Annotated in this window: 24 protein-coding genes; 17 read left to right on the forward strand and 7 right to left on the reverse strand. The window is 55.6% G+C overall.

What is annotated here, in order from left to right:
• Nucleotides 1–5 precede the first annotated feature (5 nt).
• Nucleotides 6–476, reverse strand: a complete 471-nt coding sequence (locus G523_RS0116520; protein ID WP_022696179.1) for a low molecular weight protein-tyrosine-phosphatase — start codon at nucleotides 474–476, stop codon at nucleotides 6–8.
• A gap of 333 nt (nucleotides 477–809) precedes the next feature.
• On the opposite strand from G523_RS0116520, the gene G523_RS0116525 reads away from it, so the two are divergent.
• The 3 genes from G523_RS0116525 (at nucleotide 810) to G523_RS0116535 (ending at nucleotide 3,820) form a co-directional block, all read left to right on the forward strand.
• Complete coding sequence (locus tag G523_RS0116525) at nucleotides 810–1,859, forward strand: aspartate-semialdehyde dehydrogenase (protein WP_022696180.1); 1,050 nt, start codon at nucleotides 810–812, stop codon at nucleotides 1,857–1,859.
• A gap of 123 nt (nucleotides 1,860–1,982) precedes the next feature.
• Nucleotides 1,983–3,116 (forward strand): DUF2891 domain-containing protein, encoded by a 1,134-nt coding sequence (locus tag G523_RS0116530; RefSeq protein WP_022696181.1) that lies wholly within the window; start codon nucleotides 1,983–1,985, stop codon nucleotides 3,114–3,116.
• On the forward strand, nucleotides 3,116–3,820 hold the full coding sequence (locus tag G523_RS0116535) for an RluA family pseudouridine synthase (RefSeq protein ID WP_022696182.1): 705 nt from the start codon (nucleotides 3,116–3,118) through the stop codon (nucleotides 3,818–3,820). Before G523_RS0116530 ends, G523_RS0116535 begins: the two co-directional genes overlap by 1 nt.
• Nucleotides 3,821–3,855: 35 nt before the next feature.
• Here the strand turns inward: G523_RS0116535 and G523_RS0116540 are convergent, their stop codons facing one another.
• Both G523_RS0116540 and G523_RS0116545 read right to left on the reverse strand, forming a co-directional pair.
• The gene (locus G523_RS0116540) at nucleotides 3,856–4,038 is read right to left on the reverse strand and encodes a hypothetical protein (RefSeq protein ID WP_027441845.1); all 183 of its coding nucleotides are present in this window, start codon (nucleotides 4,036–4,038) and stop codon (nucleotides 3,856–3,858) included.
• Nucleotides 4,039–4,122: 84 nt separating this feature from the next.
• On the reverse strand, nucleotides 4,123–4,302 hold the full coding sequence (locus G523_RS0116545; RefSeq protein WP_027441846.1) for a CsbD family protein: 180 nt from the start codon (nucleotides 4,300–4,302) through the stop codon (nucleotides 4,123–4,125).
• 145 nt (nucleotides 4,303–4,447) lie between these two features.
• On the opposite strand from G523_RS0116545, the gene fumC reads away from it, so the two are divergent.
• Entirely contained in the window at nucleotides 4,448–5,860 is a 1,413-nt protein-coding gene (gene fumC / locus G523_RS0116550; RefSeq protein ID WP_022696183.1) for a class II fumarate hydratase, read from the forward strand.
• A 56-nt stretch (nucleotides 5,861–5,916) separates the two neighbouring features.
• Here fumC and G523_RS0116555 read toward each other — a convergent pair whose 3' ends face one another.
• Entirely contained in the window at nucleotides 5,917–6,387 is a 471-nt protein-coding gene (locus tag G523_RS0116555; protein WP_022696184.1) for a VOC family protein, read from the reverse strand.
• A gap of 361 nt (nucleotides 6,388–6,748) precedes the next feature.
• On the opposite strand from G523_RS0116555, the gene G523_RS0116565 reads away from it, so the two are divergent.
• The 9 genes from G523_RS0116565 to G523_RS0116605 all read left to right on the forward strand — a co-directional run bounded on the left by G523_RS0116565 (nucleotide 6,749) and on the right by G523_RS0116605 (nucleotide 17,106).
• Nucleotides 6,749–7,159 (forward strand): hypothetical protein, encoded by a 411-nt coding sequence (locus tag G523_RS0116565; protein WP_155802868.1) that lies wholly within the window; start codon nucleotides 6,749–6,751, stop codon nucleotides 7,157–7,159.
• A 77-nt stretch (nucleotides 7,160–7,236) separates the two neighbouring features.
• Nucleotides 7,237–7,995, forward strand: a complete 759-nt coding sequence (locus G523_RS19805) for a TVP38/TMEM64 family protein (RefSeq protein ID WP_022696187.1) — start codon at nucleotides 7,237–7,239, stop codon at nucleotides 7,993–7,995.
• Between the two features lie 216 nt (nucleotides 7,996–8,211).
• On the forward strand, nucleotides 8,212–9,747 hold the full coding sequence (locus G523_RS0116575) for a 2-isopropylmalate synthase (RefSeq protein ID WP_022696188.1): 1,536 nt from the start codon (nucleotides 8,212–8,214) through the stop codon (nucleotides 9,745–9,747).
• Between the two features lie 192 nt (nucleotides 9,748–9,939).
• Nucleotides 9,940–10,980 (forward strand): rod shape-determining protein, encoded by a 1,041-nt coding sequence (locus G523_RS0116580; protein WP_022696189.1) that lies wholly within the window; start codon nucleotides 9,940–9,942, stop codon nucleotides 10,978–10,980.
• 49 nt (nucleotides 10,981–11,029) lie between these two features.
• Complete coding sequence (gene mreC / locus G523_RS20540) at nucleotides 11,030–11,911, forward strand: rod shape-determining protein MreC (protein ID WP_022696190.1); 882 nt, start codon at nucleotides 11,030–11,032, stop codon at nucleotides 11,909–11,911.
• Nucleotides 11,908–12,432 (forward strand): hypothetical protein, encoded by a 525-nt coding sequence (locus tag G523_RS0116590; protein WP_022696191.1) that lies wholly within the window; start codon nucleotides 11,908–11,910, stop codon nucleotides 12,430–12,432. The genes mreC and G523_RS0116590 overlap by 4 nt, the downstream gene beginning before the upstream one ends.
• The gene (gene mrdA / locus G523_RS0116595; protein ID WP_022696192.1) at nucleotides 12,432–14,357 is read left to right on the forward strand and encodes a penicillin-binding protein 2; all 1,926 of its coding nucleotides are present in this window, start codon (nucleotides 12,432–12,434) and stop codon (nucleotides 14,355–14,357) included. Before G523_RS0116590 ends, mrdA begins: the two co-directional genes overlap by 1 nt.
• The gene (rodA, locus tag G523_RS0116600; RefSeq protein WP_022696193.1) at nucleotides 14,357–15,502 is read left to right on the forward strand and encodes a rod shape-determining protein RodA; all 1,146 of its coding nucleotides are present in this window, start codon (nucleotides 14,357–14,359) and stop codon (nucleotides 15,500–15,502) included. The genes mrdA and rodA overlap by 1 nt, the downstream gene beginning before the upstream one ends.
• Before the next feature lie 107 nt (nucleotides 15,503–15,609).
• A complete protein-coding gene (locus G523_RS0116605; protein ID WP_022696194.1) occupies nucleotides 15,610–17,106 on the forward strand; it encodes a sodium-dependent transporter in 1,497 nt (498 codons plus the stop codon).
• Between the two features lie 62 nt (nucleotides 17,107–17,168).
• On the opposite strand, the gene pip is transcribed toward G523_RS0116605, so the two are convergent.
• Nucleotides 17,169–18,143, reverse strand: a complete 975-nt coding sequence (pip, locus tag G523_RS0116610) for a prolyl aminopeptidase (protein ID WP_022696195.1) — start codon at nucleotides 18,141–18,143, stop codon at nucleotides 17,169–17,171.
• A 186-nt stretch (nucleotides 18,144–18,329) separates the two neighbouring features.
• Between pip and G523_RS0116615 the strand changes: the two genes are divergently transcribed.
• Nucleotides 18,330–18,854 carry a hypothetical protein gene (locus G523_RS0116615; RefSeq protein ID WP_155802870.1) on the forward strand — a complete coding sequence of 175 codons (525 nt, stop codon included), beginning with the start codon at nucleotides 18,330–18,332 and terminating at the stop codon, nucleotides 18,852–18,854.
• Nucleotides 18,855–18,867: 13 nt separating this feature from the next.
• On the opposite strand, the gene G523_RS0116620 is transcribed toward G523_RS0116615, so the two are convergent.
• The gene (locus tag G523_RS0116620) at nucleotides 18,868–19,230 is read right to left on the reverse strand and encodes a DUF423 domain-containing protein (RefSeq protein ID WP_022696197.1); all 363 of its coding nucleotides are present in this window, start codon (nucleotides 19,228–19,230) and stop codon (nucleotides 18,868–18,870) included.
• Nucleotides 19,231–19,234: 4 nt separating this feature from the next.
• Entirely contained in the window at nucleotides 19,235–19,675 is a 441-nt protein-coding gene (locus G523_RS0116625; RefSeq protein ID WP_022696198.1) for a PaaI family thioesterase, read from the reverse strand.
• A 248-nt stretch (nucleotides 19,676–19,923) separates the two neighbouring features.
• Here G523_RS0116625 and G523_RS0116630 point away from each other — a divergent pair, with 248 nt between their 5' ends.
• From G523_RS0116630 to G523_RS0116640, 3 genes are read left to right on the forward strand one after another with little or no spacing between them, the layout of a single operon-like run.
• Complete coding sequence (locus G523_RS0116630) at nucleotides 19,924–21,033, forward strand: ABC transporter permease (protein WP_233347319.1); 1,110 nt, start codon at nucleotides 19,924–19,926, stop codon at nucleotides 21,031–21,033.
• Entirely contained in the window at nucleotides 21,030–21,788 is a 759-nt protein-coding gene (locus G523_RS0116635; protein ID WP_022696200.1) for an ABC transporter ATP-binding protein, read from the forward strand. Before G523_RS0116630 ends, G523_RS0116635 begins: the two co-directional genes overlap by 4 nt.
• A 2-nt stretch (nucleotides 21,789–21,790) precedes the next feature.
• Complete coding sequence (locus G523_RS0116640) at nucleotides 21,791–22,747, forward strand: MlaD family protein (protein WP_022696201.1); 957 nt, start codon at nucleotides 21,791–21,793, stop codon at nucleotides 22,745–22,747.

A 22,747-nucleotide genomic window follows, 5' to 3' on the forward strand; every position in this document is an offset into this window, starting at 1 on the left:
GGTGTTTAAGCCGCGGCCGGAGACGCTTCGAGTGTCGCAAGCAGACGGCGCGCTGTGTCTTCGATCAGTTCCAGCACTTCATCGAATGTGCGGGTGAAATACGGGTCTGGCATCTCACGGAGCGGCTGTTCGGGCGCATAGTCCAGGAACAGCTTCACGGGTGTGTTGTTGCCAGCAGGACGTTGCTTCTCGATCTTTTTACGATTGTCCTCATCCATAGCGAGAATGAGGTCGAATTTTTCGAAGTCTTCCGGCTTGAATAAACGGGCACGCAGGCCGTTGATGTTGTATCCGTGAGAGAGGGCTGCAGCGCGCATCGGGGCGTAGGGATGTTCACCGATATGCCAGCCGGATGTGCCCGCGCTGTCTATCCTGAGTGAAAGTCCCATCTTCTCGCATTGTTGTTTTGCTATGCCTTCTGCAGCAGCAGAGCGACAGATATTACCAAGACAAACGAACAGGACTGAGCCGACCATACAAGAACCACTAAAATCTACGTGTTGCTTAAGTTTCGCCAGTTTGGCGACGCAATTGGGCGAAACTATGCCGAATTCCTAAAATGCCGGGATTCTCTGTAAATTTGATCAAAAAATTGGCGGACTACAGGTGGTGGATGACCAATTTTCATCATCTGGTCGTCTGTTTGTTTCCGTCGCGACAACAGAATTTGTCATATGGCACTGAAATAATCCGATTTCAGGGAATGGATTGCGCCGGAAAGCCATTTACTTGGATTGTTTTGCTCGCTAGAAGGCGCGACTTGCGTGCGGCAAGCAATTTTGTTGCGCGAAACCTATGGAGACCTATTCATGAGCACCCGCTCTTTCCCTTCCAATCCGAATGTCGGCGTTGTCGGCGCAACTGGTATGGTTGGCGAGATGATGCGCGAAATTCTGGCGGAACGTGATTTTCCGCTTAATGAGCTGCGCCTCTTCGCCTCTGCAAAGTCTGCAGGCAAGGAAATTGAGTGGAAGGACCGAAAGATTATTGTAGAGGATGCGAGCACGGCGGACTTTTCCGGCCTCGACATCGTCTTCTTCTCTGCCGGTGGCTCAACATCGAAAGCCCTCGCGCCGAAAGCGGCTGCGGCTGGTGCTGTCGTAATCGACAACTCTTCGGCTTATCGTTCCGATCCGGACGTGCCGCTCGTCGTTTCCGAAGTGAACCCTTACGATCTTGATGACCTCAAAAAAGGTATCATCGCGAACCCGAACTGCACGACGATGGCGGCTATGCCTGTGCTGAAGCCTCTGCATGATGCAGCAGGCCTGAAGCGTATGGTTGCGAGCACCTATCAGGCTGTGTCCGGGGGCGGCGTTGCCGGCGTTGACGAGCTGGACGAGCAGATCAAAGCAGGCGCTGAAAACGGCGCCGCGTTTTCTACGTCCAACGATGCCTCTCACCTGCCAGCTCCAAAAAAATGGGCAGTTCCGATCGGCTTTAACGTTGTGCCTCTGAACTATGTTCTGGGCGAAGACGGCTATACCGAAGAAGAGCTGAAAATGCGCGACGAGAGCCGCAAAATTCTAGGCATTTCTGACCTGCCGGTGTCCGGCACTTGCGTTCGCGTGCCTGTCTTCTCCGGTCATGCACTCTCTCTGAACGTCGAGTTCGAGCGTCCGATTTCTGTAGAGCAGGCAACTGAACTGCTGGGTAAAGCTGAAGGCGTAGTTCTGCATGATGTGCCGAACCCGCTGGAAGCGACCGGACAGGACCCTGTCTTCGTCGGTCGTATCCGTCCGGACCCGACTGTGGCGAACGGCCTCGCGCTCTTCGTGGTTGGTGACAACCTTCGCAAAGGCGCTGCGCTCAACGCTATTCAGGTCGGTGAAGTGCTTCTGAAGCGATTCCCTGAATAAGCGCAGTAGCGAAATTCAATTCAAAGAAACGGCAGGCGAAAGTCTGCCGTTTTTTATTCGTCCGAGGGCTGTATTTCGCCACCGGTATAGCTATCTTCGCGGCACGTATTTCAGGAGAGTTTCATGACGTTTTACAAAGCCGTTTCCGCTCTGGTCCTCAGTGCTGCGCTGGCTGCCTGTAACGGATCTTCGTCTGGAACAGGACAGGGGGAAGCGACCATGGTTGAACTGCCAGAACCGCAGACGGTGGAAGAACGGTTTGCCACGCTCGCGCTCGAGTGTGTGCATCGCCCGTACCCGAACAAGATTTCCCATGTCATGACGTCTGATGAAGACATCGCCACGCCGCGTGAGATGACGCCAGCCTTCTATGGTTGTTTTGACTGGCACTCGGCGGTTCACGGCCATTGGCTTCTGACGCGTATTCTGCGCACCCAGCCGGACAGTGAGTTTGCCGCGCCGATCCGTGAAGCTCTGGCGCAGTCTTTCACAGCAGAGAATTTGGCCGGTGAGCTGGAGTATTATTCGCACCCGGATCGCGGCGGCTTTGAACGCCCGTATGGCATTGCCTGGTATTTGCAGCTCGTTGCCGAACTTGAAGAGAGTGAAGATCCGCAGCTGGCCGAATGGCGTGAAACGTTGCGCCCGCTGGAAGATGCAATCGTCGAGCGCTTCTCTGCATGGCTGCCAAATCTCGCTTATCCCGTGCGTCTCGGCACGCATAACCAGTCCGCCTTTGCGCTCGGTCTGATGCTGGATTACGCGCGCACCGTTGGCAACACGGAGCTTGAAACGCTGATCGTTGAAAAGTCGACCGACTTCTTCAGCGAGGATCGCAACTGTCCGATTGGCTATGAGCCGTCTGGTGAGGACTTTCTGTCGCCATGTCTGATGGAAGCCGACCTGATGCGCCGTATCATGCCGCGCGGCCAGTTCGCAGCGTGGCTAGGAAGCTTCCTGCCGGAAATTCCGCTCGACGGTGCAGGCGACTGGCTGGAGCCTGGTGTGGTGCTGGATGCGTCTGATGGCAAGCTCGTGCATCTGGATGGGGTAAACCTCTCGCGCGCCTGGGCGCTGGAAGGCATCGCGTCCGCGCTGAGCGAGGATGACCCGCGTATCGCGGCGCTTCAGGCTGCCGCTGACATACACAAAGAAGTCGGCATCGCATCGGTGTCTGACGAGCACTATTCCGGCAGTCACTGGCTGGCGAGCTTTGCGACTTACCTGGCCACGCGCCGCGGTATCGCAGCAGAGTAATGCCTGACCCGTGGAATAATCCGATTGATGATTATGTGCCGCCGGAAAACCAGCGGCCGTTTAAATACAATCCGCCGGATGTGCCACTGGACGTCGTCTATGAAGATGATGCTGTATTAGTGCTCAACAAACCTTACGGGCTGCTCTCGGTGCAGGGCAAACCTCTGCATCATAAGGACTGCCTCGAGTTTCGGGTGAAGGATGCCTATCCGGAGGCGACAGCGGTGCACCGGCTGGACCATTCCACGTCGGGCCTCATCCTGTTTGCGGGAACTGAAGCGCTCAAATCTCTCATCTCGCGCCAGTTTCAGGAGCGGACAGTGAAGAAAGTGTATCGGGCGCGCGTCTGGGGCGAGGTCACCGAGGAAGAGGGCGTGATTGACGTGCCACTTCGCAAAAACTGGGAAGATAGCCCGCGCCAGATGGTCTGCTATGAGCGGGGCAAACGGGCCGTCACGCGCTGGAAAGTGTTGGAACGGGGCGGGGGCGCGACTTTGCTGGAGCTATATCCGGAGACGGGGCGCACGCATCAGCTGCGCCTGCACACGCTCCACATCGGGCACCCGATCTTGGGCGACGAGCTTTACGCGCCAGACCCGGCCTATGAGGCGGCACCGCGTTTGCTGCTCCATGCCACCGAGCTCTCATTCGAGCATCCGGAAACAGGCGAGACGGTGAGCTTCAGGTCCGAGCCTGATTTCTGATATGAAAAAGCCGGGGCGAACCCCGGCTTTTCATCTTACTTCTTACCAGCAGCGGCTGCGGCGCGCTTGGCGTCCATAGCCTTTTTGTGCTCGGAGGCTTTCGTGAATTCTTCGAACTCGCGTGCCTCTTTAGCTGCGGCAGCTTTTTTCGCTTCAGCCGCGCGGCGGATTTGCTCCTGTTCCTCAGGGCTGAGCTGTGGTGGCGTTGGCTTGTTCATACTAGGTCCCTCCGTATCAGTGTCTTTAGTGTGCGCCCTATTTGGCCGGTTGGCCAGAGCAGGGTGGATCAAAGGAGGTAAGTGTTACTTAGTGGCGTCCTTCACGGCATCTTTGACATCACCGCCTACTTTACGGGCTTTGCCTTCTGCCTGATCAACTTCGCCTTCGGCTTCCAGTTTCTTGTTGTCTGTCGCTTTACCGGCAGCTTCCTTTACCTTGCCTTCGGCTTCCTTGGCTGCGCCTTTCAGATGTTCTTTATCCATTGTGTCTGTCCTTTCTTTCTACACAGAACCAACAAGGCGGAGCGCGGGAAGTTCCGTCACTTCGACGTTTTTCCACTGGCCAGCCCCATCAGGCCGCGCTAAGCAGCGCGCACGAATTCATCCACAGGCTGAGAGGAGCAAACCTATGGGATTGTTTGGCGGCAAATCAGATAAAATGCGCACAGAGACGGACAGCTTTGGTCCATTGGAAGTTCCGGAAGACAAACTCTTCGGGGCACAGACAGCGCGCTCTCTGATCAACTTTCCTATCGGTGAAGAGAAAATGCCAGCGCCGGTCATTCGCGCACTTGGCATCATCAAACGCTCAGCGGCGCTCGCGAACAAGAAGCTCGACAATATCGAGCCGGAGATTGCAGACGCTATCGTGAAGGCGGCTTCTGAAGTTGCCGAGAACAAGCTGGATGATCACTTCCCGCTCTCTATCTGGCAGACGGGTTCTGGTACGCAGTCCAACATGAACTCTAACGAGGTCATCTCAAACCGTGCGATCCAGATCATGGGTGGTACGGTTGGTTCTAAAGACCCTGTTCACCCGAACGACCACTGTAACCGTTCACAGTCGTCTAACGACACGTTCCCGACAGCGATGCACATCTCTGCGGCTGAAGAAATCCATCACCGTCTTCTGCCTGCGCTGCAATACATGCGCAACGCGCTGAACGATAAAGCTGAAGCGTTCAAAGACATTATCAAGATCGGTCGTACGCACACCCAGGATGCGACACCTCTGACACTCGGTCAGGAGTTTTCAGGCTATGTGGCGCAGATGGACCTTGGCATTAAGCGCGTACAGGAAGGCCTTGAGCACCTTTGGCCACTCGCGCAGGGAGGTACGGCTGTTGGTACAGGCATCAACGCGAAAGTCGGTTTTGCTGAAGCTTTTGCTGAAGAAGTTGCTGCCTACACTGAGTTGCCATTCGTAACAGCACCAAACAAGTTCGAAGCGCTCGCGGCACATGATGCGTTCGTTTATGCGCACGGCGCGCTGAACACGGTTGCAGCGTCTCTCTTCAAGATTGCGAACGACATTCGTCTTCTGGGCTCTGGTCCACGTTCAGGTCTCGGGGAGCTAGCGCTGCCAGAGAACGAGCCTGGTTCTTCCATTATGCCGGGCAAGGTGAACCCGACACAGTGTGAAGCGATGACTATGGTCTGCACGCAGGTTATGGGCAACAACACGACGATGACGGTTGCCGGCTCACAAGGTCATTTCGAGCTGAACGTTTATAAGCCGGTTATGGCTTACAACATGATCCAGTCTGTTCGCCTGATCTCTGATGCGTGTAAGTCTTTCACTGACAAATGTGTCGTTGGCATTGAAGCGCGAGAAGACAATATCGCTGATCTGATGAACCGCTCTCTCATGCTGGTGACTGCGCTCAACCCGCACATCGGCTATGACAATGCTACGAAGATTGCGAAGAAAGCTCACAAAGAGGGCACAACTCTCAAAGAAGCTGCGATCGCGCTCGACCTGCTGACATCTGAGCAGTTCGACGAGTGGGTTGTTCCTGCGAATATGATCAAGCCGAGCTAGGACCTGGCTTCATCGATTTAAGAGAAAGGCGGCTCACTGGGCCGCCTTTTTTGGTTTTACTGGTTTTCACCGAAATCCGGACCATTGCCCGTATTGGCGGGGCGCTGGGTATAAGTGAGGCGAATGCCGCCGCCATCCGGGTCGCGCCATTCTGCAAACATCTGATGCGGATTCGAAGTCTTTTCGGCTGAGACGTGATAGCCGAGCTTCGCCATACGGTCGCGCGCCGTCTGCCACTCTTCCAGATCCCACATGCCAATCTCAAGCATATGTTCGCGCCTCTCAATGTCGGGATGGTCAGCAAACTCATTGAGGCAAAGCGACAGGCTTGGCAGGCGGGTATGGTTTAGAAAGGTCTGGCGGCGTCCGTCGCGGCGGGTCGTGCCGACAACCGCAAAACCGATGCCTTCGCAGTAAAAGCGTTTCGCGGCTTCAGTGTCGGTGATGGCGGTGTGAAGCGTGGCGACGAACTCGTCACGGTCGCGTTGCAGCCCCTGACTTTCATTCCCGAACCAGACCCTGACCATGTACCCCTCCGAATCGCAGACTTTTCGTTTCAGCTAAAAGAACACCAGAAGCGGGCCGATGGTTCAAATTTTGTCCGCAGGCATCGTGTTCAGGCTGCGACGCTATGGCCATTTTTAGAGGCTTGTGATGCCTCAACTTTAAGACCATAACTTCTTTATGGTTTTAGGAGGGCTAGTTCATGCCAAACGTTACCGTAGACCCGCTTGCGATTGCAGCACTCGTCGGATTTGCCTCGCTGATTATCGTATCTGTGGGCGTTGTGGTCGTTTTCTGGAAACTGTCCAAACAGTCCTAGAGTTCTCATTCTTGTAAGATGACAGACGCTCCGCCGCGCGTTAGCGTCGCCGCATGAAAATGAGAATGTCAGTTCCGCTGGCTGCCTTTGGCATGCTGGCCATGAGCGTCGTCGCAGGGTGCGCGACAACTGTTGATCCGTGCTCGACGGCGGGGATTGATCGCCGCGTATCGTCAACGCTCAGCGAGTTTGCCAGAGCGAACCGGGCTGACCTTAATGAAGTTAAACGGGCCGTTGCTTACTTTGACGGCGAGACAGTGCTCGGCACGATGCGCATCGCGCAGGCTGTGAGCGCGCTGCGCCGCGTCGCGTCCGGATTTGATGACGATGTCGTACCGGAACTGCGGGCCATATCTCAGCAATGCGGGACGGCAGGGAATATGCGCGAAATCTTCGTCGATTTTCTGCGCGATGAAGGCTTCAACAGCCGCGTGCTTGAATGGGTGGAAGATTTCCGCTTTGATTTCGAAGCCTGATCGCATCTACGCAGATGTGACTGCGTGGATGTAATTGACCGGTTGACCAAAATCGGGGGAAGGCGCAAAGGGCGCAAATGAATCCCGTTATCAAGTTTCTGAACCGAATGGATAAATCCGCCTGGCGTGCGGTGATCGTGACAGCTTTGCTGCTCGCGGGCGTTCTCGGTTTGCTGATTGTCGGGAAAACATATCTCTTCTCCGGGTCTGAACGCGGCCTGTTGGGGGATCTCCAATCCTTCCTCATCGAACACAGAACCAATCCGATCATGTTCTTCGTGGTCGTGGCGATCTATTGTGCGCTGGCGTTTCTGGGCGCGCCGCAATTTGGTCTGATTGGGATGACGGTGCTCGCTTTCGGCACAGTGATGGGCTTTGCCTATTCATGGCTGGCGACGCTCTGTTCAGCCAGCATGGCGTTCTGGATTGGCCGGTCCTTCGGCATGAAGCTGGTTCAACGCTATGGCGGTGATTCCATTCTGCGCCTGTCTCGCTTTATGGGGCGCAACGTGTTCATCGCCAGCATGATCGTGCGTAATGTTCCAACGGCGCCGGCAATTGTTGTGAACATGGCGTTCGGAGCGACAGAAGCCCGGTATAGCTGGTTCCTCGCGGGTACAGCCATCGGCATTATTCCGAAGACGCTCCTGATTGCATTGTTCGGGCAGGCGGTGGCGCAAAGTCTGACTGGCAACCCGGTATTTGCCATTGCTTCCGTTGCGGCAGGGGCATTGCTCTGGATACCGCTTATGCTGTTCGCACGATCTAATCTTGCGCAGGAATGCGCACCAGCTTCCTCTGAAAACACCTCTGATAAGGTAGAAAATACTCTATAAGTTCGAATTGAGGGAAAATACGGGTTTCAGTGCCTATTTTTCTTGACTTATCGGGCAATTATTTGCGTTATGCGCAACATGAATATGGTTCTTGAACTTCTTCTCCTGCTCAAGGGGCTTACAAGCCCCTGTCCGCGTCTGAACTAGGACCCGGTGTGGGTCCGCGCGGTCAGGGGGTGTCGTTTCGATGCAACTTCAGAACCAGCGTGAACCTAAATGACAAACGAACCACATATCCGAATTTTTGACACCACAATGCGCGACGGTGAGCAGTCACCCGGCGCCAGCATGACATTGCGCGAAAAGCTCGATCTGGCCGAACTCATGTGCGAGATGGGCGTAGACGTGATCGAAGCTGGTTTCCCGGCAGCTTCTGCGGGTGACTTTGATTGCGTTCGCCAGATTGCCCAGCAATCGCAGAATGATACGATCATTTGCGGCCTGTCCCGCTCGACGCCGGGCGATATTGATCGCTGCGCGGAAGCAGTGAAGCACGCCGCAAACCCGCGTATCCACACTTTCATCGCGACCAGCCCGCTCCACATGGAGCATAAGCTGAAAATGGGTGAAAACGCAGTTCTCGAAGCCATTGGCCGTTCTGTTGCTCAGGCGCGCAATCTGGTTGGTGACGTGGAATGGAGCGCAGAAGACGCGACCCGTTCCGACTTCGACTTTCTGTGCCGCGCAGTAGACGTTGCCATTCAGGCGGGCGCGACGACGATCAACCTGCCGGACACGGTCGGCTATGCGCACCCGGAAGAATATGGCGCGTTGTTCCGCCGTATCATTGAAGCTGTGCCTGATTCCGACAAAGTGATCTGGTCTACGCACTGCCATAATGACCTTGGTCTGGCCGTCGCGAACTCGCTGGCTGGCGTCACGAATGGTGCGCGTCAAGTCGAGTGTGCGATCAATGGTCTTGGCGAACGTGCGGGCAATGCTGCGCTGGAAGAAATTGTCATGGCGCTGAAAGTCCGTCGCGATACGCTTCAGGCGACGACACGTGTTGATACGACCAAGCTGTCCCGCGCATCGAAAATGGTGAGCCAGATCACGGGTTTCCCTGTTCAGTACAACAAAGCCATTGTGGGTAAGAATGCGTTCGCGCACGAAAGCGGCATCCACCAGGATGGCATGCTGAAGAATGCGCAAACCTATGAGATCATGAACCCGGCAGATGTCGGCGTTGCTGAAACCTCTCTGGTTATGGGTAAGCACTCTGGCCGTCACGCCTTCCGCGATAAGCTGGCAATCTTGGGTTATGATCTGGCTGATGATGCACTGAACGATGCGTTCAAGCGCTTCAAGGATCTGGCCGACCGCAAGAAGCATGTCTTCGACGATGACATCATGGCGCTGGTTGATGACCAGCTCTCAGCCGAAGGTGAACGCATCGTCTTCAAGCGTCTGCGTGTGGTTGCTGGTTCTGAAGGTCCGCAAACAGCCGAGATCGATCTGGAAATCGCGGGCGAGCACAAATGGACAACGGCGCGTGGCAATGGTCCCGTTGATGCCGTCTTCAATGCGATCCGCGAAGTCATTCCTCACGAGGCCGTTCTGGAGCTCTATCAGGTGAGCGCCGTCACGCAGGGCACGGATGCTCAGGCCGAGGTCAGCGTTCGTCTTTCCGAGGATGGAATTGTCGCGACAGGACGCTCATTTGATCCGGACACGTTGTGTGCGAGCGCAAAAGCTTATCTGCATGCGCTGAACAAGCTTGAAGCGCGTCGTCAGAAGCGTATGGCCGCCTGATCAATCCTAAAGCCTTAAAAGCGCCGTAATTACTGAAAAATATGCAGGCGGAACGATGTGTTCCGTCTGTGATGATTTTATGCAGAAACACCCCCTTGCTTTACAAATTGTAAACCGGCACAAGCAAAGAAGGGGAAGTGTTGTGAATGAAGCGCAGGGTTAGTGATTCTCTGCAGAATGCGGCGGTAAAATATGCTTGGTAGTCTTCTTGGCCTCTTGTCGACGGATATGGCCATCGACCTTGGTACGGCGAACACTCTTGTTTACGTAAAAAATCAGGGCGTGGTTATCGATGAGCCTTCGGTTGTGGCTTATCGCAAAGAGGGTAACCGGAAGATCCCTTACGCGGTTGGTGCGCAGGCGAAGGCCATGCTCGGTAAGACGCCGATTGCGATGGAAGCCATCCGCCCGATGAAAGACGGTGTGATCGCCGACTTCGAAGTTGCCGAAGAAATGATCAAGGCCTTCATCCGCAAGGTTCACAACCGCCGCGCTTTCGTTTCCCCGCTGATTATTATCTGTGTTCCGACTGGTGCGACACCAGTTGAACGCCGTGCAATTCACCAGTCCGCGCTTCAGGCAGGTGCCCGCCATGTTGAGATGATTGAAGAGCCGATGGCCGCCGCTATCGGTGCTGGTCTTCCGATCGATGAGCCATCAGGTTCTATGGTTGTAGATATTGGTGGTGGTACGACTGAGGTCGCCGTTCTGTCTCTTGGCGGTATTGTTTACTCACGCTCTGTCCGCGTCGGTGGTGACCGTATGGACGAAGCGATCGTGAACTTCCTGCGCCGTCACGAGAACATGCTGATCGGTGAAATGTCTGCCGAGCGCATCAAGAAAGAAATTGGTACAGCCAAAGCGCCTGACGATTCTATGGGCATGTCTCTGGAAATCAAAGGTCGCGACCTGATGAATGGTGTGCCGAAAGAAGCTGAAATTTCCGAAGCGATGGTCGCTGATGCTCTGAGCGAGCCTGTGCAGGCGATTATCGACGCTGTCAAAACAGCGCTTGAAGCAATGCCTCCTGAGCTGGCTGCCGATATCGTTGATAAGGGCATCGTGCTGACCGGTGGTGGCGCGCTTCTGCGTAACCTCGATGTCGTGATCCGCGAGCGTACTCAGCTGCCGGTCACGATTGCTGATGATCCGCTGAAATGTGTTGTTCTGGGTTCTGGTAAAGTGCTTGAGAACTACTCAGCGATGCGCGGCGTCCTGTCTCCGGACGTCTGATCTGAATACCACCGGCCTGATGAGTGGCCAGACCAGAAGGGTTTAAAGCATGGCAACGCTAGGGCGTGACCGTAAGGCAAAGCGCCAGGTCGTCAGGACCTTCGTTGTTGTTGCGATTGTCGCTGCTTTGGCTCTGGTCCTGTTCCAGACCGCGCCAAGCATTCGCGGGGCGAGCCAGCCTCTGCGTGCGGGCATGGACGATATCGTTGTCCAGTCCGCCTCTTCCAGCCGTCAGGGCTCACTGTTCGATTTCAACAATGACGAAGAGCTTCAGGCCGAAATTGAGCGCCTGCAGGTCGAAAACCGTCAACTCGCCATCTGGCGTGACGCAGCGACATCCATGACGGAACGTCTCCAACGTTATGAAGAGCTTCTAAACCTCGCGAGCGAGCCTCTGCCACAGGGTATTTCCGCCCGCGTCGTGACGGAGACTGATGGTCCGTTCGCTGAAACACGTCTTGCCAATGCGGGCGCTTTGCATGGCGTGCGTCTCGGGCATGTGGCTGTGAATACGCAGGGCGTGATTGGCCGTGTCATTCGTGTCGGGAACAGATCGTCCCGTATTCTTCTTGTGACCGACTTTAACAGCCGCGTACCTGTCATGGGTGAGATTAGCGGCGTGCGCGCTATTCTTGCCGGTGGATCGGGGTCTGAATTCGGACAACTGATTGACCGGCCTGAGCAGGCGCCGTTCGTTCAGGGCGAGAGCATTGTGACATCCGGTGAAGGCAATGCGTTTCCACGTGGCCTTCGTATCGGACGCGCTGTTCTTTCCGGCGAAGAATGGGTGGCGCAATTGTCCCTCTCTGAAGCACCTGTCGATTTTGTACGTCTTTTGCCAGCGCAAACCATTCCGACACCGGAAGAAGACCCGCTGCCAGAAGCGGTAGAGGCCGAGCCGGAAACAAGCGCCGAGATGGGGCAGAGATGAGCGGATTTGCGAACAAGCCGTCTGCATGGGGACGTACTGGAAGTACGGCCCGCCTCATTATCGGAGCTATTATCGTTCTTTTTGTCGGCTATATCGGTGTGGTTTTTATCGCACCGACCGGGCTTGATGTATTCTGGCCATATGCGCCGCTCTGGGCCGCTGTTGGCTGGGGGGCAAGCCGCCTCTCCTTCCGTCCTGCCGGGGCGTTGGCGCTGCTCGGGCTGATCATGGATTTGGTAACGGATGCGCCTGTCGGCTGCTGGTCTTCAATCCTGCTGGTTGCCTTTCTGACGGCATCCATATTCCGCCAGCAGGCGCTGACAGACAAAACCGGTATCATCCGCTTTTTCGGTGACGTTTCCGGATTTGTACTGAGTTTTATGTTCGCCCGCTGGCTGATGGGCTCTTACCTTGGGAGCGTGGAGACCCGTGAGATTATTGGCGGGTTCCTTTCCGCAGCACTACTATATTACCCTCTGAGACCATTATTCAGACTGACCACAGATGAGCGAGTGGACTGATGGGCCGTAAACGCGAAGTCAAAGAACTCGATACAACACGTCGCCTGTTTATTGCCGGCGCGGCCGGTGGTCTTGTGTCCAGCGTCATCGTTGGTCGGCTGGTCAATCTGCAGCTTCTCAATCAGGAAGAATTCGAGGCGCGCGCGCTGGTCAATCAAATCAGCCTTGTGCCGGGCGTTCCGCGTCGGGGGCTGATTTTCGACCGTTTTGGCGAACCGCTGGCTACGCACCGGACGAGCTGGAACGTGTATGCTGCGCGTGAAGATTTGGCTGATCTGGAAGAAACACTCGCGCGGATCGCTGAAGTCGTAGATCTGTCTCCGGAACGGCAGGAACGTCTCGTCCAGAATTTCCGCCGCGAGCAGCCTTTCATTCCCGTCTCGATCCTCACCGATCTGACTTACGAGCAGTTCACCCGCCTCAGCGTGATGCGTCCGCAATTGCCGGGCGTGACCATTGAAGCATCGCATGCACGGTCCTATCCGCGCGGACGGGATTTCGCGCACGTGGTCGGATATGTTGCTCGTGCGAACCAGTCTGAGATCGATGCAGCGCTTGAAGGGCTGGACCCTGAAGTTGATCGTCAACGCATTTCGCGAATTCAGGGCGTGTTGAAGCACCCGAACATGCGAGTAGGGCGTCTGGGCGTGGAGAAGGAAATGGATGATTGGCTTGGTGGCACGCCGGGCAATCACCGCTATGTCCGTAACGCGCAGGGGAGGACTATCCGTCGTCTGGATGATGACGAGAACGCGCCAAAGCCGGGCAAGGACGTGCATCTGACTATTGATGCAGACCTGCAGAGAGAGGCGATCCGCCTTTTTGGTGACCAATCCGGCGCCGCGGTTCTTATGGATGTCAATTCGGGTGATATCCTCACCCTCGCGTCTAACCCGACGTATGATCCGAACGATTTTGTGAACGGTATCTCCAGCGTGGACTATAACGCGCTGCGAGAGAATGAACTTTCGCCGCTCTATCACAAAGCTTATGACGGCGTTTATCCGCCTGGCTCGACGTTCAAGATGATTGTGGGTGCCGCGGCACTGCGTGCGGGACTGACCGATGCAAGTGAGCGGGTATATTGCCCGGGGCATTATGACTTTGGCGGTCGTCGCTTCCACTGCTGGGAACGTCGGGGCCATGGCAGCGTCAATCTGAAGGGCGCGATCCAGAAATCGTGTGACGTCTATTTCTACGAGATTGCGCGCCGCCTTGGGCCGGAGCGTATTGCTGCCGAAGCGCGCACATTTGGTCTCGGCATCAGCTATGAGCTCGGCATGACGGGCGGCGCGAGCGGCGTTGTTCCGAATGATGAGTGGAAACGCCGTCGCTTCAACGAGCCATGGTATGATGGCGAAACGCTGAACTATGGCATCGGGCAGGGATATCTCACTGTTTCGCCGCTTCAGCTTGCTGTGATGACGGCGCGGCTTGCACGAACAGATGGCGTAGCGGTTATGCCGCGTATGGTTGGCGTAGGCGATGCGGTGCCTCAGAACCCTCAAAATGGCTCAATGCCAGATGCAGCTATCATGCAGCAACTGCGCGAGGGCATGTTTGCCGTGACATCTGAAACGGGCGGTACAGCGCTGCGTGCCGGTGACATCAACTTCAACGGCTACCGGATGGCTGGTAAGACGGGTACGGCGCAGGTGCGCGTGATCTCGGCCGCTGAGCGGGTAACAGGCGTGATTGATAACGCCGACCTGCCACGTCGCTTACGTGACCATGGCCTCTTCGTAGGCTTTGCACCTTATGACAATCCCAAATACGCGGTTGCCGTCGTCGTCGAGCATGGTGGCGGCTCAAGCTCTGCCTATCCGATTGCGCGTGATCTGATGCATGAGGCTTTCGTGCGTGATTCGGGCCGGGCCGCGTCCTACCAGATTGCGGCGAACGCAACAGACACTGAGGCGATCTGATGCCAACATCATTTGCACAGACTAATGATGATTTTGTCTCACGGGTGTTCCGACTGCCGTGGATTATGATCCTGATTATGATGGGCCTGGGGATTTTCGGTGTGGCGGTTCTTTATTCGTCCACGATCACCAACCCGATTGAAGCGGGGCTGCCAGCCAAACATGCCGTGCGTCTGGGCATTGCATTCGTCTTCCTGTTTGCGCTGGCCATGACGCCGCTCGGCTTCTGGTCTGCTGTGTCCTACACTGGGTACCTGGGCGCATTATTGCTTCTCGTCGGGGTTGAGTTTTTCGGCGCGATGGGCGGCGGTGCCCAACGCTGGCTGGATATTGGTCCCATCCGCGTGCAGCCATCGGAGTTTATGAAGCTCGCCTTATTGTTGGCGCTGGCGCGGTTCTATCATCAGGTTCGTGCGTCTGGCGAAGTGAAGTTTTTTCATCATGTCTTTGCGCTAATGATGATTGGTGCACCGGTCATGCTGGTCTTTCGACAGCCGGACTTGGGTACCTCTCTCATGTTGGCGGCAACGGGGTTTGCGGTCATGTTCTTCGCAGGCATACGCTACTGGATCATCATTGCCGGTCTTGTGGCTGTCGTGCTTAGTGCGCCGCTCGCTTACTTCTACGTTCTGAAGGATTATCAGCGCGAGCGCGTTCTGACGGCGATTGATCCGAGCCGTGATCCGCTGGGCGCAGGCTATCAGATCCAGCAGGCTGAAATTGCGATCGGTTCCGGCGGCGCGGAAGGGCGCGGTTATATGCAGGGTACGCAGAGCCAGCTCGATTATATTCCCGAGCAGCACACCGACTTCATCTTCACGGTGATCGCGGAAGAATTCGGCTTTGTCGGGTCTGTCGGCCTTATAGGGGCATGGATCGCACTCTTTGCGCTGGGGCTGATGGTTGCCGGTCGCAGTCGTTCACATTTTGGATATCTGGCATCCAGCGGCGCTGTAGTTACAATTGCGTTTTATGTATTTGTGAACATCGCCATGGTGAGCGGTATGTTGCCCGTTGTCGGCGTGCCTTTGCCGCTGATCTCTTATGGCGGGACAGCGATGTTGACCGTGATGGCCGCCTTCGCGGTAATTTGTGCTACCAATCTCGACAGAGACAAGCATCTTTCGATCAGCGGTTTCTTCTGATCGGGCAAGATCGTGCAACGCCAATTGACCTTTTCACGAAGCGCTGCAAGTTATGCGGTGGGATGACGCAGGGCTGACCTCTGCGTCCACGAGTGCGGAGTAGCAGTATGGCGGGTCCGGTAGTCGCCGGTAAGTCGGATCATTGGGGATCCCGATTCGGTTTTATCATGGCAGCGGTTGGTTCCTCGGTTGGTCTGGGGAATTTATGGCGCTTTCCGTTCACTGCAGGTGAGAACGGCGGCAGCGCATTCATTGTGATCTACCTGATCAGTGTGCTGATTTTTGGTTTGCCGGTGCTGATGGCGGAATATGCGCTCGGCCGGCATGGTCAGCGTTCGTCAATCGCGACTCTCCGGAAGATCACTACCGAAGAGAACAAGCCAAAAGCGTGGATTGGCATGGGTTGGTTGGGCGCGATCGCCTCGCTCTTACTGTTTTCGTTTTACATCGTCATTTCCGGCTGGGTCTTTGACTACATCCCGCAGAGTTTCAGCGGAGCATTCTCGAATTTTGCATCGGAAACCGAGCTGCTGAATGCAAGCATTGGTCAGACAGTCGCCTCAATTAATAGCCAGATCACAACGGTACATTTGTCCTCAGCCTGTGCATTCGTAAGCGATGGCGTGATCACTCAAGTGCCTGAGATGGTGAATGGTGAAGAAGTTCTGAGAGACATCACAGTTGGTGACGTTTCAGGTTGCCGATTTGCTGAAACGACCGGCAACAAGCTTGAGATCTTTTTCTACACCGCAGCGTTTCTTGCGTTGAATGTGATCATTCTGGCGCGAGGCGTGAAGGGCGGGATCGAGAGAGCAGCTGAGATACTCATGCCTGCTTTCTTTATCATGCTACTCGGCCTTGTGGTTTATGCATGCATTTTTGGTGACTTTGCAGGTGCAGCGAGCTTCTTGCTGACACCAGATTTCACCAAGGTGACGTTCAACACAGTGCTTGCGGCCGTAGGTCAGGCTTTCTTCTCTTTGAGCGTCGGTAGCTGCGTCATGTTCACCTATGGTGCGTATCTGACGCGCGAGACGAGCATTCCTAAGAATGCGTGTCTGGTTGCAGGCGCCGATACCTTCGTCGCACTGATTGCGGGATTTGCAATCTTTCCAATCGTTTTTGCATTTGGACTGAATGAAGCGGGCGGTCCCGGCCTGCTGTTTGTGACGTTGCCGATTGCGTTTGGACAAATGCCAACATTCATCGGCGCCGTGTTCTTCACGCTCGCCTTGTTTGCTGCATTCACGTCCGCGATTTCACTTCTGGAGGTCGGCGTGTCCTGGCTTGAGGACCAGAAGTCCATTGGCCGTGTGAAGGGGGCCATTGGCCTTGGTCTGGTGATGTTGGCCTTTGCAACAGCCTATATTTTCCGTGGTGATCTCATCGACCATGCCGACTTCCTGAGTGGCACAGTGATGCTCCCTCTAGGCGGTGCTTTGATTGGCATCTTCGCGGGATGGGTCGTGCCTCGGCACATTCTGGAAAAAGAGCTCGGCACCGGAAAACATTTGCAGCTGGTGCTGCTCCTGCTTCGCTTCATTATTCCGGTCTTTATCACGCTGATCCTGATTTCAGGTATCTACACCAAATTCTTTGGTTGATACCAAAAAGAAAAAGGGAGGCTCAGGCCTCCCTTTTTTGTATCTGGTTATACGGTCTCAGGTCAGCCGAGGATCTGCTGGAACTCTTCCGTCGCATTGATCAGGGCGTTCACAATGCCCGGTTCAAGGCTGGAATGGCCTGCATCAGGAATGATTTCCAGGCGGGATTTAGGCCATGCTTTATGCAGTGCCCAGGCTGACGACATTGGCGTCACAACATCATAGCGGCCATGCACGATCACGCCCGGAATGTCCTTCAGAATATGTGCCTGATCGAGCAGCCATCCGTCTTTTTCGAAAAAGCCGCCATTGTGGAAATAGTGGCACTCGATACGGGCAAAGGCGTCAACGAAGGCGTTGTCGTCAAAGCGCGGCGGGCGTACAGCTGGCCCGCGAATAGACAGGGTTTCACCTTCCCAGCAGGCCCATGCACGCGCGGCTTCAAGACGGGCTTGTTTGTCGTCTGACATCAGGCGTTTGTAGAAGGCTTCCAGCAGGTTATCGCGCTCGTCTTCCGGAATTGGCGCGATATAACGGTCATAGGCGTCAGGGAAGATATGGCTCGCGCCTTCCTGATAGAACCAACGCAGCTCGCGCTGTGTCAGCAGGAAGATGCCGCGCAGAAGCAGGCCGCTAACGCGCTCCGGGTGTGTCACCGCATAAGCCAGTGACAGCGTGGAGCCCCATGAGCCACCAAAGACCAGCCACTTCTCAATGCCGAGTTCTTTGCGAAGTTTTTCAATATCTTCGATCAGATCCCATGTCGTGTTGTCTTCAAGTGAGGAATAGGGCGAAGAGCGTCCGCATCCGCGCTGGTCAAACAGCACAACCCGATAATGGCGTGGATCAAAAAAGCGGCGCATCTCAGCGCTCGCGCCACCGCCCGGGCCGCCATGCAGACCGAGCACCGGAATGCCGTTCACAGGACCGGCATCCTCCCAGTAGAGTTCATGAAGGGATGAAACCCTCAGGCGACCTGCGCGTCTGGGATCTGTATGCGGGAAGAGTTTTCTTCGGGAAACGGGCTTAGTATTCATGCATGCTTCACCTATAGTAGGTCAAAACATAGATAAAGACTGGACGGGCGTTAAAAATTCCAGTTCTGTACCATTACAGAACATAAAATGAGAGTTTAGGGCGATATGGTTTTGCGTTTTTTGGGTACCGCGGCTCTCGCAGTACTTTGCGCAAGTTGTGCGACGGTGTCTATGCAGCCGGCCAGCATGACAGCTTCAATAGTCAGACCGAAGTCTGACCTTCAGCAAACAGCTGAAGTCTTCAGTGACGACGCTGCCGACGCTGGTTGGGTACAGAGTCGCGATGCTGTTTCCTTCATCACTAACAGTCTGTTCGGAAATAATGACGACGAGAGCGGTGCGGCTGACTATGTGGAAGTCATTCAGGCAAGCTCTGCACCGGTCGCTGATGTCCAACGCCGTCTTCAGGCAGATACAGAACAGACGCTCGTCAAGCTGACAGAGATCAACGCTCAGGCAAATGCGCTTCTGTCTTCAGAAAATGAAATTGTTCGCGGTGATGTATCCAGCTTTGAAGATGCGCTGATCACAGCGCGGGACTGTCGCCGGTCTTTCAATCACGCAGCGGATGCGCTGGCTGAACGCGATGCTACCGTAACCGTTGAAACTGAAATTGCGCTCTCAGGCCTTGATGAGCAGATCGACCGTATGAGCGGCCTTGCTGACCAGCTGGTTGAACGTTGGCGCAATGAGGACGTCGCAACGTCCTAAGCTAAGCGCGCGATTAAAGGCGTGAGCGATAGCCTTCAAAGGCAAGCCACGCCCATGCAATCAAAAGACTTGTGCCGCCAATCGGCGTGAAAGCGCCAAGCCAGCGCGGCGCGCCGAGAGCCATGCTGTAGAGCGTGCCCGCGAAAACCAGAATACCAATAAAGAACGCAAGTGCCGGGCCTCTGAGGAGTTCCGCGCGGGCCTTGTTCAGGCCAATAGCTATCATCGCGACAGAGTGGGTGAGGGCGTAAAGCGTCGCGGTATCCCACCAGTCGCCCGCATCACCGACCAGAATATCACTCAAACCATGCGCGCCGAACGCGCCGCAGGCTACGCTGATAAATCCGCAAATCGCGCCAAGTGTCAGAATAAGCATCTGGTCAGTTCCCGTCGGACATTTTCTTTGAGGGCAGAGCGTAGGTCACAATCGAGTGGCTCGCCGGTTCGTCCATTGTTTCTTCGCGTACATCAACTTCGATGACAGCAAGCTTTTTCCCAATTTTCAGAACCTTGCCCTGAGCGAGCACATTGCCAGCCTTGCAGGCGTTCAGAAAATTGATGTTCAGGTTGGATGTCACTGCATATGGTTCGATGCCCGTGCGGGTGAAGATCGCAAAGTAAGCAGCACAATCTGCGAGCGCCATTTGTGTCGGACCAGAAATGACGCCGCCAGGACGCAGCATGTTGTCATCATACGGCATGCGCACGGTGACTTCGCCGTCCCCGACACGCGTAACTTCCATACGCGGGTTTTGTCTCTCGCTTCCAAACGCCGTGGTCAGAAAGGCGTTGATCTCCTCTGCGCGCACTTTTAACGTCACGGGAGTCCTCCAATTTTTTTCGAGCAAACTAACGGGACTGACGCGCAGGGAAAGCATACATTTAGCCGCAGCTATGCGGTGTACGAATTCTGTGCGCTCCCTTGGTAAATTTACTACACCTGTGAGCAGAAACTCGCCTGTATGTAGAAGAGACATGGTTTAGACACAGTGATTCCCGTATTTTCGGGGTTCGTATTTTCGGGGTTCGTATTTTCAAAGTGGATTTTTTGAGTTTGAGCGCGTTCCGGGTGGACAAACAAAACGGTGAGGCAGTGCTTCACGTTGAAGGAGACTGGACGGTAAAAACTGTCGGGTCTCTGGAGCGTGAGATTCGCCGTGCGCGTTTTGAGGCGACGCCGCAGCGTGTTGATGTCAGCGCGCTTGGTGCTGTCGATACCGCGGGCGCTTTCCTCATCCATACCATGCTTGAAGATGGTGGCATCGAGGCCGACAAAACCTATCAACTGATTGGCGAGCATGCGCAGGCCAAAGCCTTGCTGGAGCTTGTATCCGGACGTGAGCGTCAGGAGAAGGTGGTCGCGTCCCAACCACTTTCCATCATCGATCTTCTGGCCCGTGTCGGTAAGGGCAGCGTTCACTTCATGGACGAGGCTGTTGGCACGCTGAGCTTTATCGGCGAAGCCATGCTGACGACGTTCAAACTGCTCCTGCAGCCGCACAAAATCCGCTGGACCAGCGTGTTCGCGGTTATGGAAGAAGCCGGGCTGGATGCGCTGCCAATCGTGTCGTTCCTCTCATTCTTTGTCGGCATGGTGATCGCCTTTATCGGCGCGACCATGCTTCAGCAGACGCTTGGCGCGACAGTGTTCACTGTCGAACTGGTCGGCTGGGCTGTCATGCGTGAATTCGGCGTGGTGCTGACGGGTATTCTTCTGGCTGGGCGGACGAATTCCTCGTTTACTGCGCAGATTGGCTCCATGAAGATGCGCCAGGAGATTGATGCCATGCGAACGCTCGGCATTGATCCGATCGAAGCGCTGGTGACGCCGCGTATTCTGGCCATGCTGATCATGACGCCGCTTCTGGCATTCGGCGCGACGCTTTCAGGCCTGTTGGGCGGGCTGATGATTTCATGGGTGGCGCTGGATATTTCGCCTATCCTGTTCATTACCCGCATTCAGGAGATTGTGATTATCCAGAACTTCTGGGTGGGCATGTCCAAGGCGCCTGTTTTCGCGCTCGTGGTTGCGATGATTGCCTGCCGTCAGGGGCTGCTTGTTCAGGGTGATGTACAGTCGCTTGGCAAGGCGACCACGGCGTCGGTCGTCCATGCCATCTTCCTGATTATCGTCGTCGATGCGATCTTCGCTATGATGTATATGGAGCTCGGCATATGAGCGATCCGATCATTCAGGTGCGCGGGCTCAAAACCCAGTTCGGCGATCATGTGGTTCATGAGAACCTCGACCTTGATATCTATCGCGGAGAAACAATCGGCGTGATCGGCCCGTCCGGTTGCGGCAAGTCGGTTCTGTTGAGCGAGATTGTAGGTCTGCTGACGCCCACGGCTGGGTCCGTCACCGTTTTTGGCGAGACGCTATCCGAGCTGTCCGATAGAGACCGTCAGGCCATTGAGCGGCGCTGGTCGGTAATGTTTCAGGACGGCGCGCTCTTCTCCAACCTCACCGTGCGCGAGAACGTTATGGTGCCGATGAAAGAGCACACAAACTTCTCCCATGATCTGATGCACGATCTGGCTGACCTCAAGATCAGCCTGTCCGGCCTGCCGCTCAATGCTGCGGACAAAAAGCCGTCCGAGTTGTCTGGCGGTATGCGTAAGAGGGCGGCAATGGCGCGTGCGCTCGCGCTTGATCCTGAACTTGTCTTTCTGGACGAGCCGACGGCGGGTCTCGACCCGATTACAGCCGGGCGTTTTGACTCGCTCGTGCGTGAGCTTAGTCGGCTTCTCGGTCTGACAGTCTTCCTCGTGACGCACGATCTCGACACGCTGAAGGCGACATGTGACCGGATTGCGGTGCTTGGCGACAAGAGGGTAAAGTATACCGGAACGCTCGAAGAAGTTTCACGGATCGATGATCCGTGGGTGCAGGAATATTTTGGCGGCCCACGCGGGCGGTCGGTGGTAGGATAGTTATGGAAACACGTGCCAGTTATGCCCTGATCGGCGCAGCAGTTCTGGCTGCTTTCGCTGCACTCATTGCCTTCACCATCTGGCTGGGCAAGGTCGAGTTTGATCGTGAGTTTTCCGAATACGACGTTGTGTTCGAAGGTGCTGTAAACGGCCTGTCGGAAGGTGGGCAGGTCCGCTATCTCGGCATTAATGTCGGCGAGGTTGTCAGCCTCTCACTTGATCGCGAGAATACCGAGAACGTCATCGCGCGCATTCGTGTTGACGCTGATACGCCGGTGCGAACGGACTCCAAGGCCTATCTGGACTTTGCAGGCCTTACCGGTGTGACCTTCATTCAGATCCGTCCGGGGTCTCCTCAGGCTGATCTGATGCCGGGCAGCGCAGCTAATCCACCTATTCTTGAAACAGAGCAGACCCAGCTACAGGAAATCTTTCAGGGCGGTCAGGATTTGATGGCGAATGCGCAGGTGACGCTGTCGCGTCTCAATGCGGTGCTGGACGCGGAGAACGCTGAAGCCTTCCGCCAGACGCTGGGCAATATCCAGCGTATTACAAACGCTTTTGCTGAAGACGAACAGCTGATGCAGGATGCGGGGGCTGCGCTGCGCTCTCTCGCCGATGCAGGTGAAGCCGTTGCGGACGCGGCACGTGGTTTCGGTTCTCTGGAATCTGACATACAGACAGCGCTCACAGACATTGCCGACAGCGCAGATGCGCTGATTGATGATGCACGGCGTCTGATCCAGACATCTGAAACGGCCGTGCTCGAAACACAGGAGAGCATGCGTGGTGTGCGTGAAGCCGTCGAGGAACCCGCAGAGCAGACCCTGCAGGAAATCCAGCGCCTGACGACCGATCTGCGCTCGCTCGTGCGCCGCCTTGACCGTATCGCACGCGAAGTCGAGCAGAACCCGCAGAGCTTCATTCAGGGCCAGCCGCGGCCTTACCGAGAGGATTGA

Origin of the sequence: Ponticaulis koreensis DSM 19734, assembly GCF_000420665.1 — a bacterium.
Taxonomy (GTDB): Bacteria; Pseudomonadota; Alphaproteobacteria; order Caulobacterales; family Hyphomonadaceae; genus Ponticaulis; species Ponticaulis koreensis.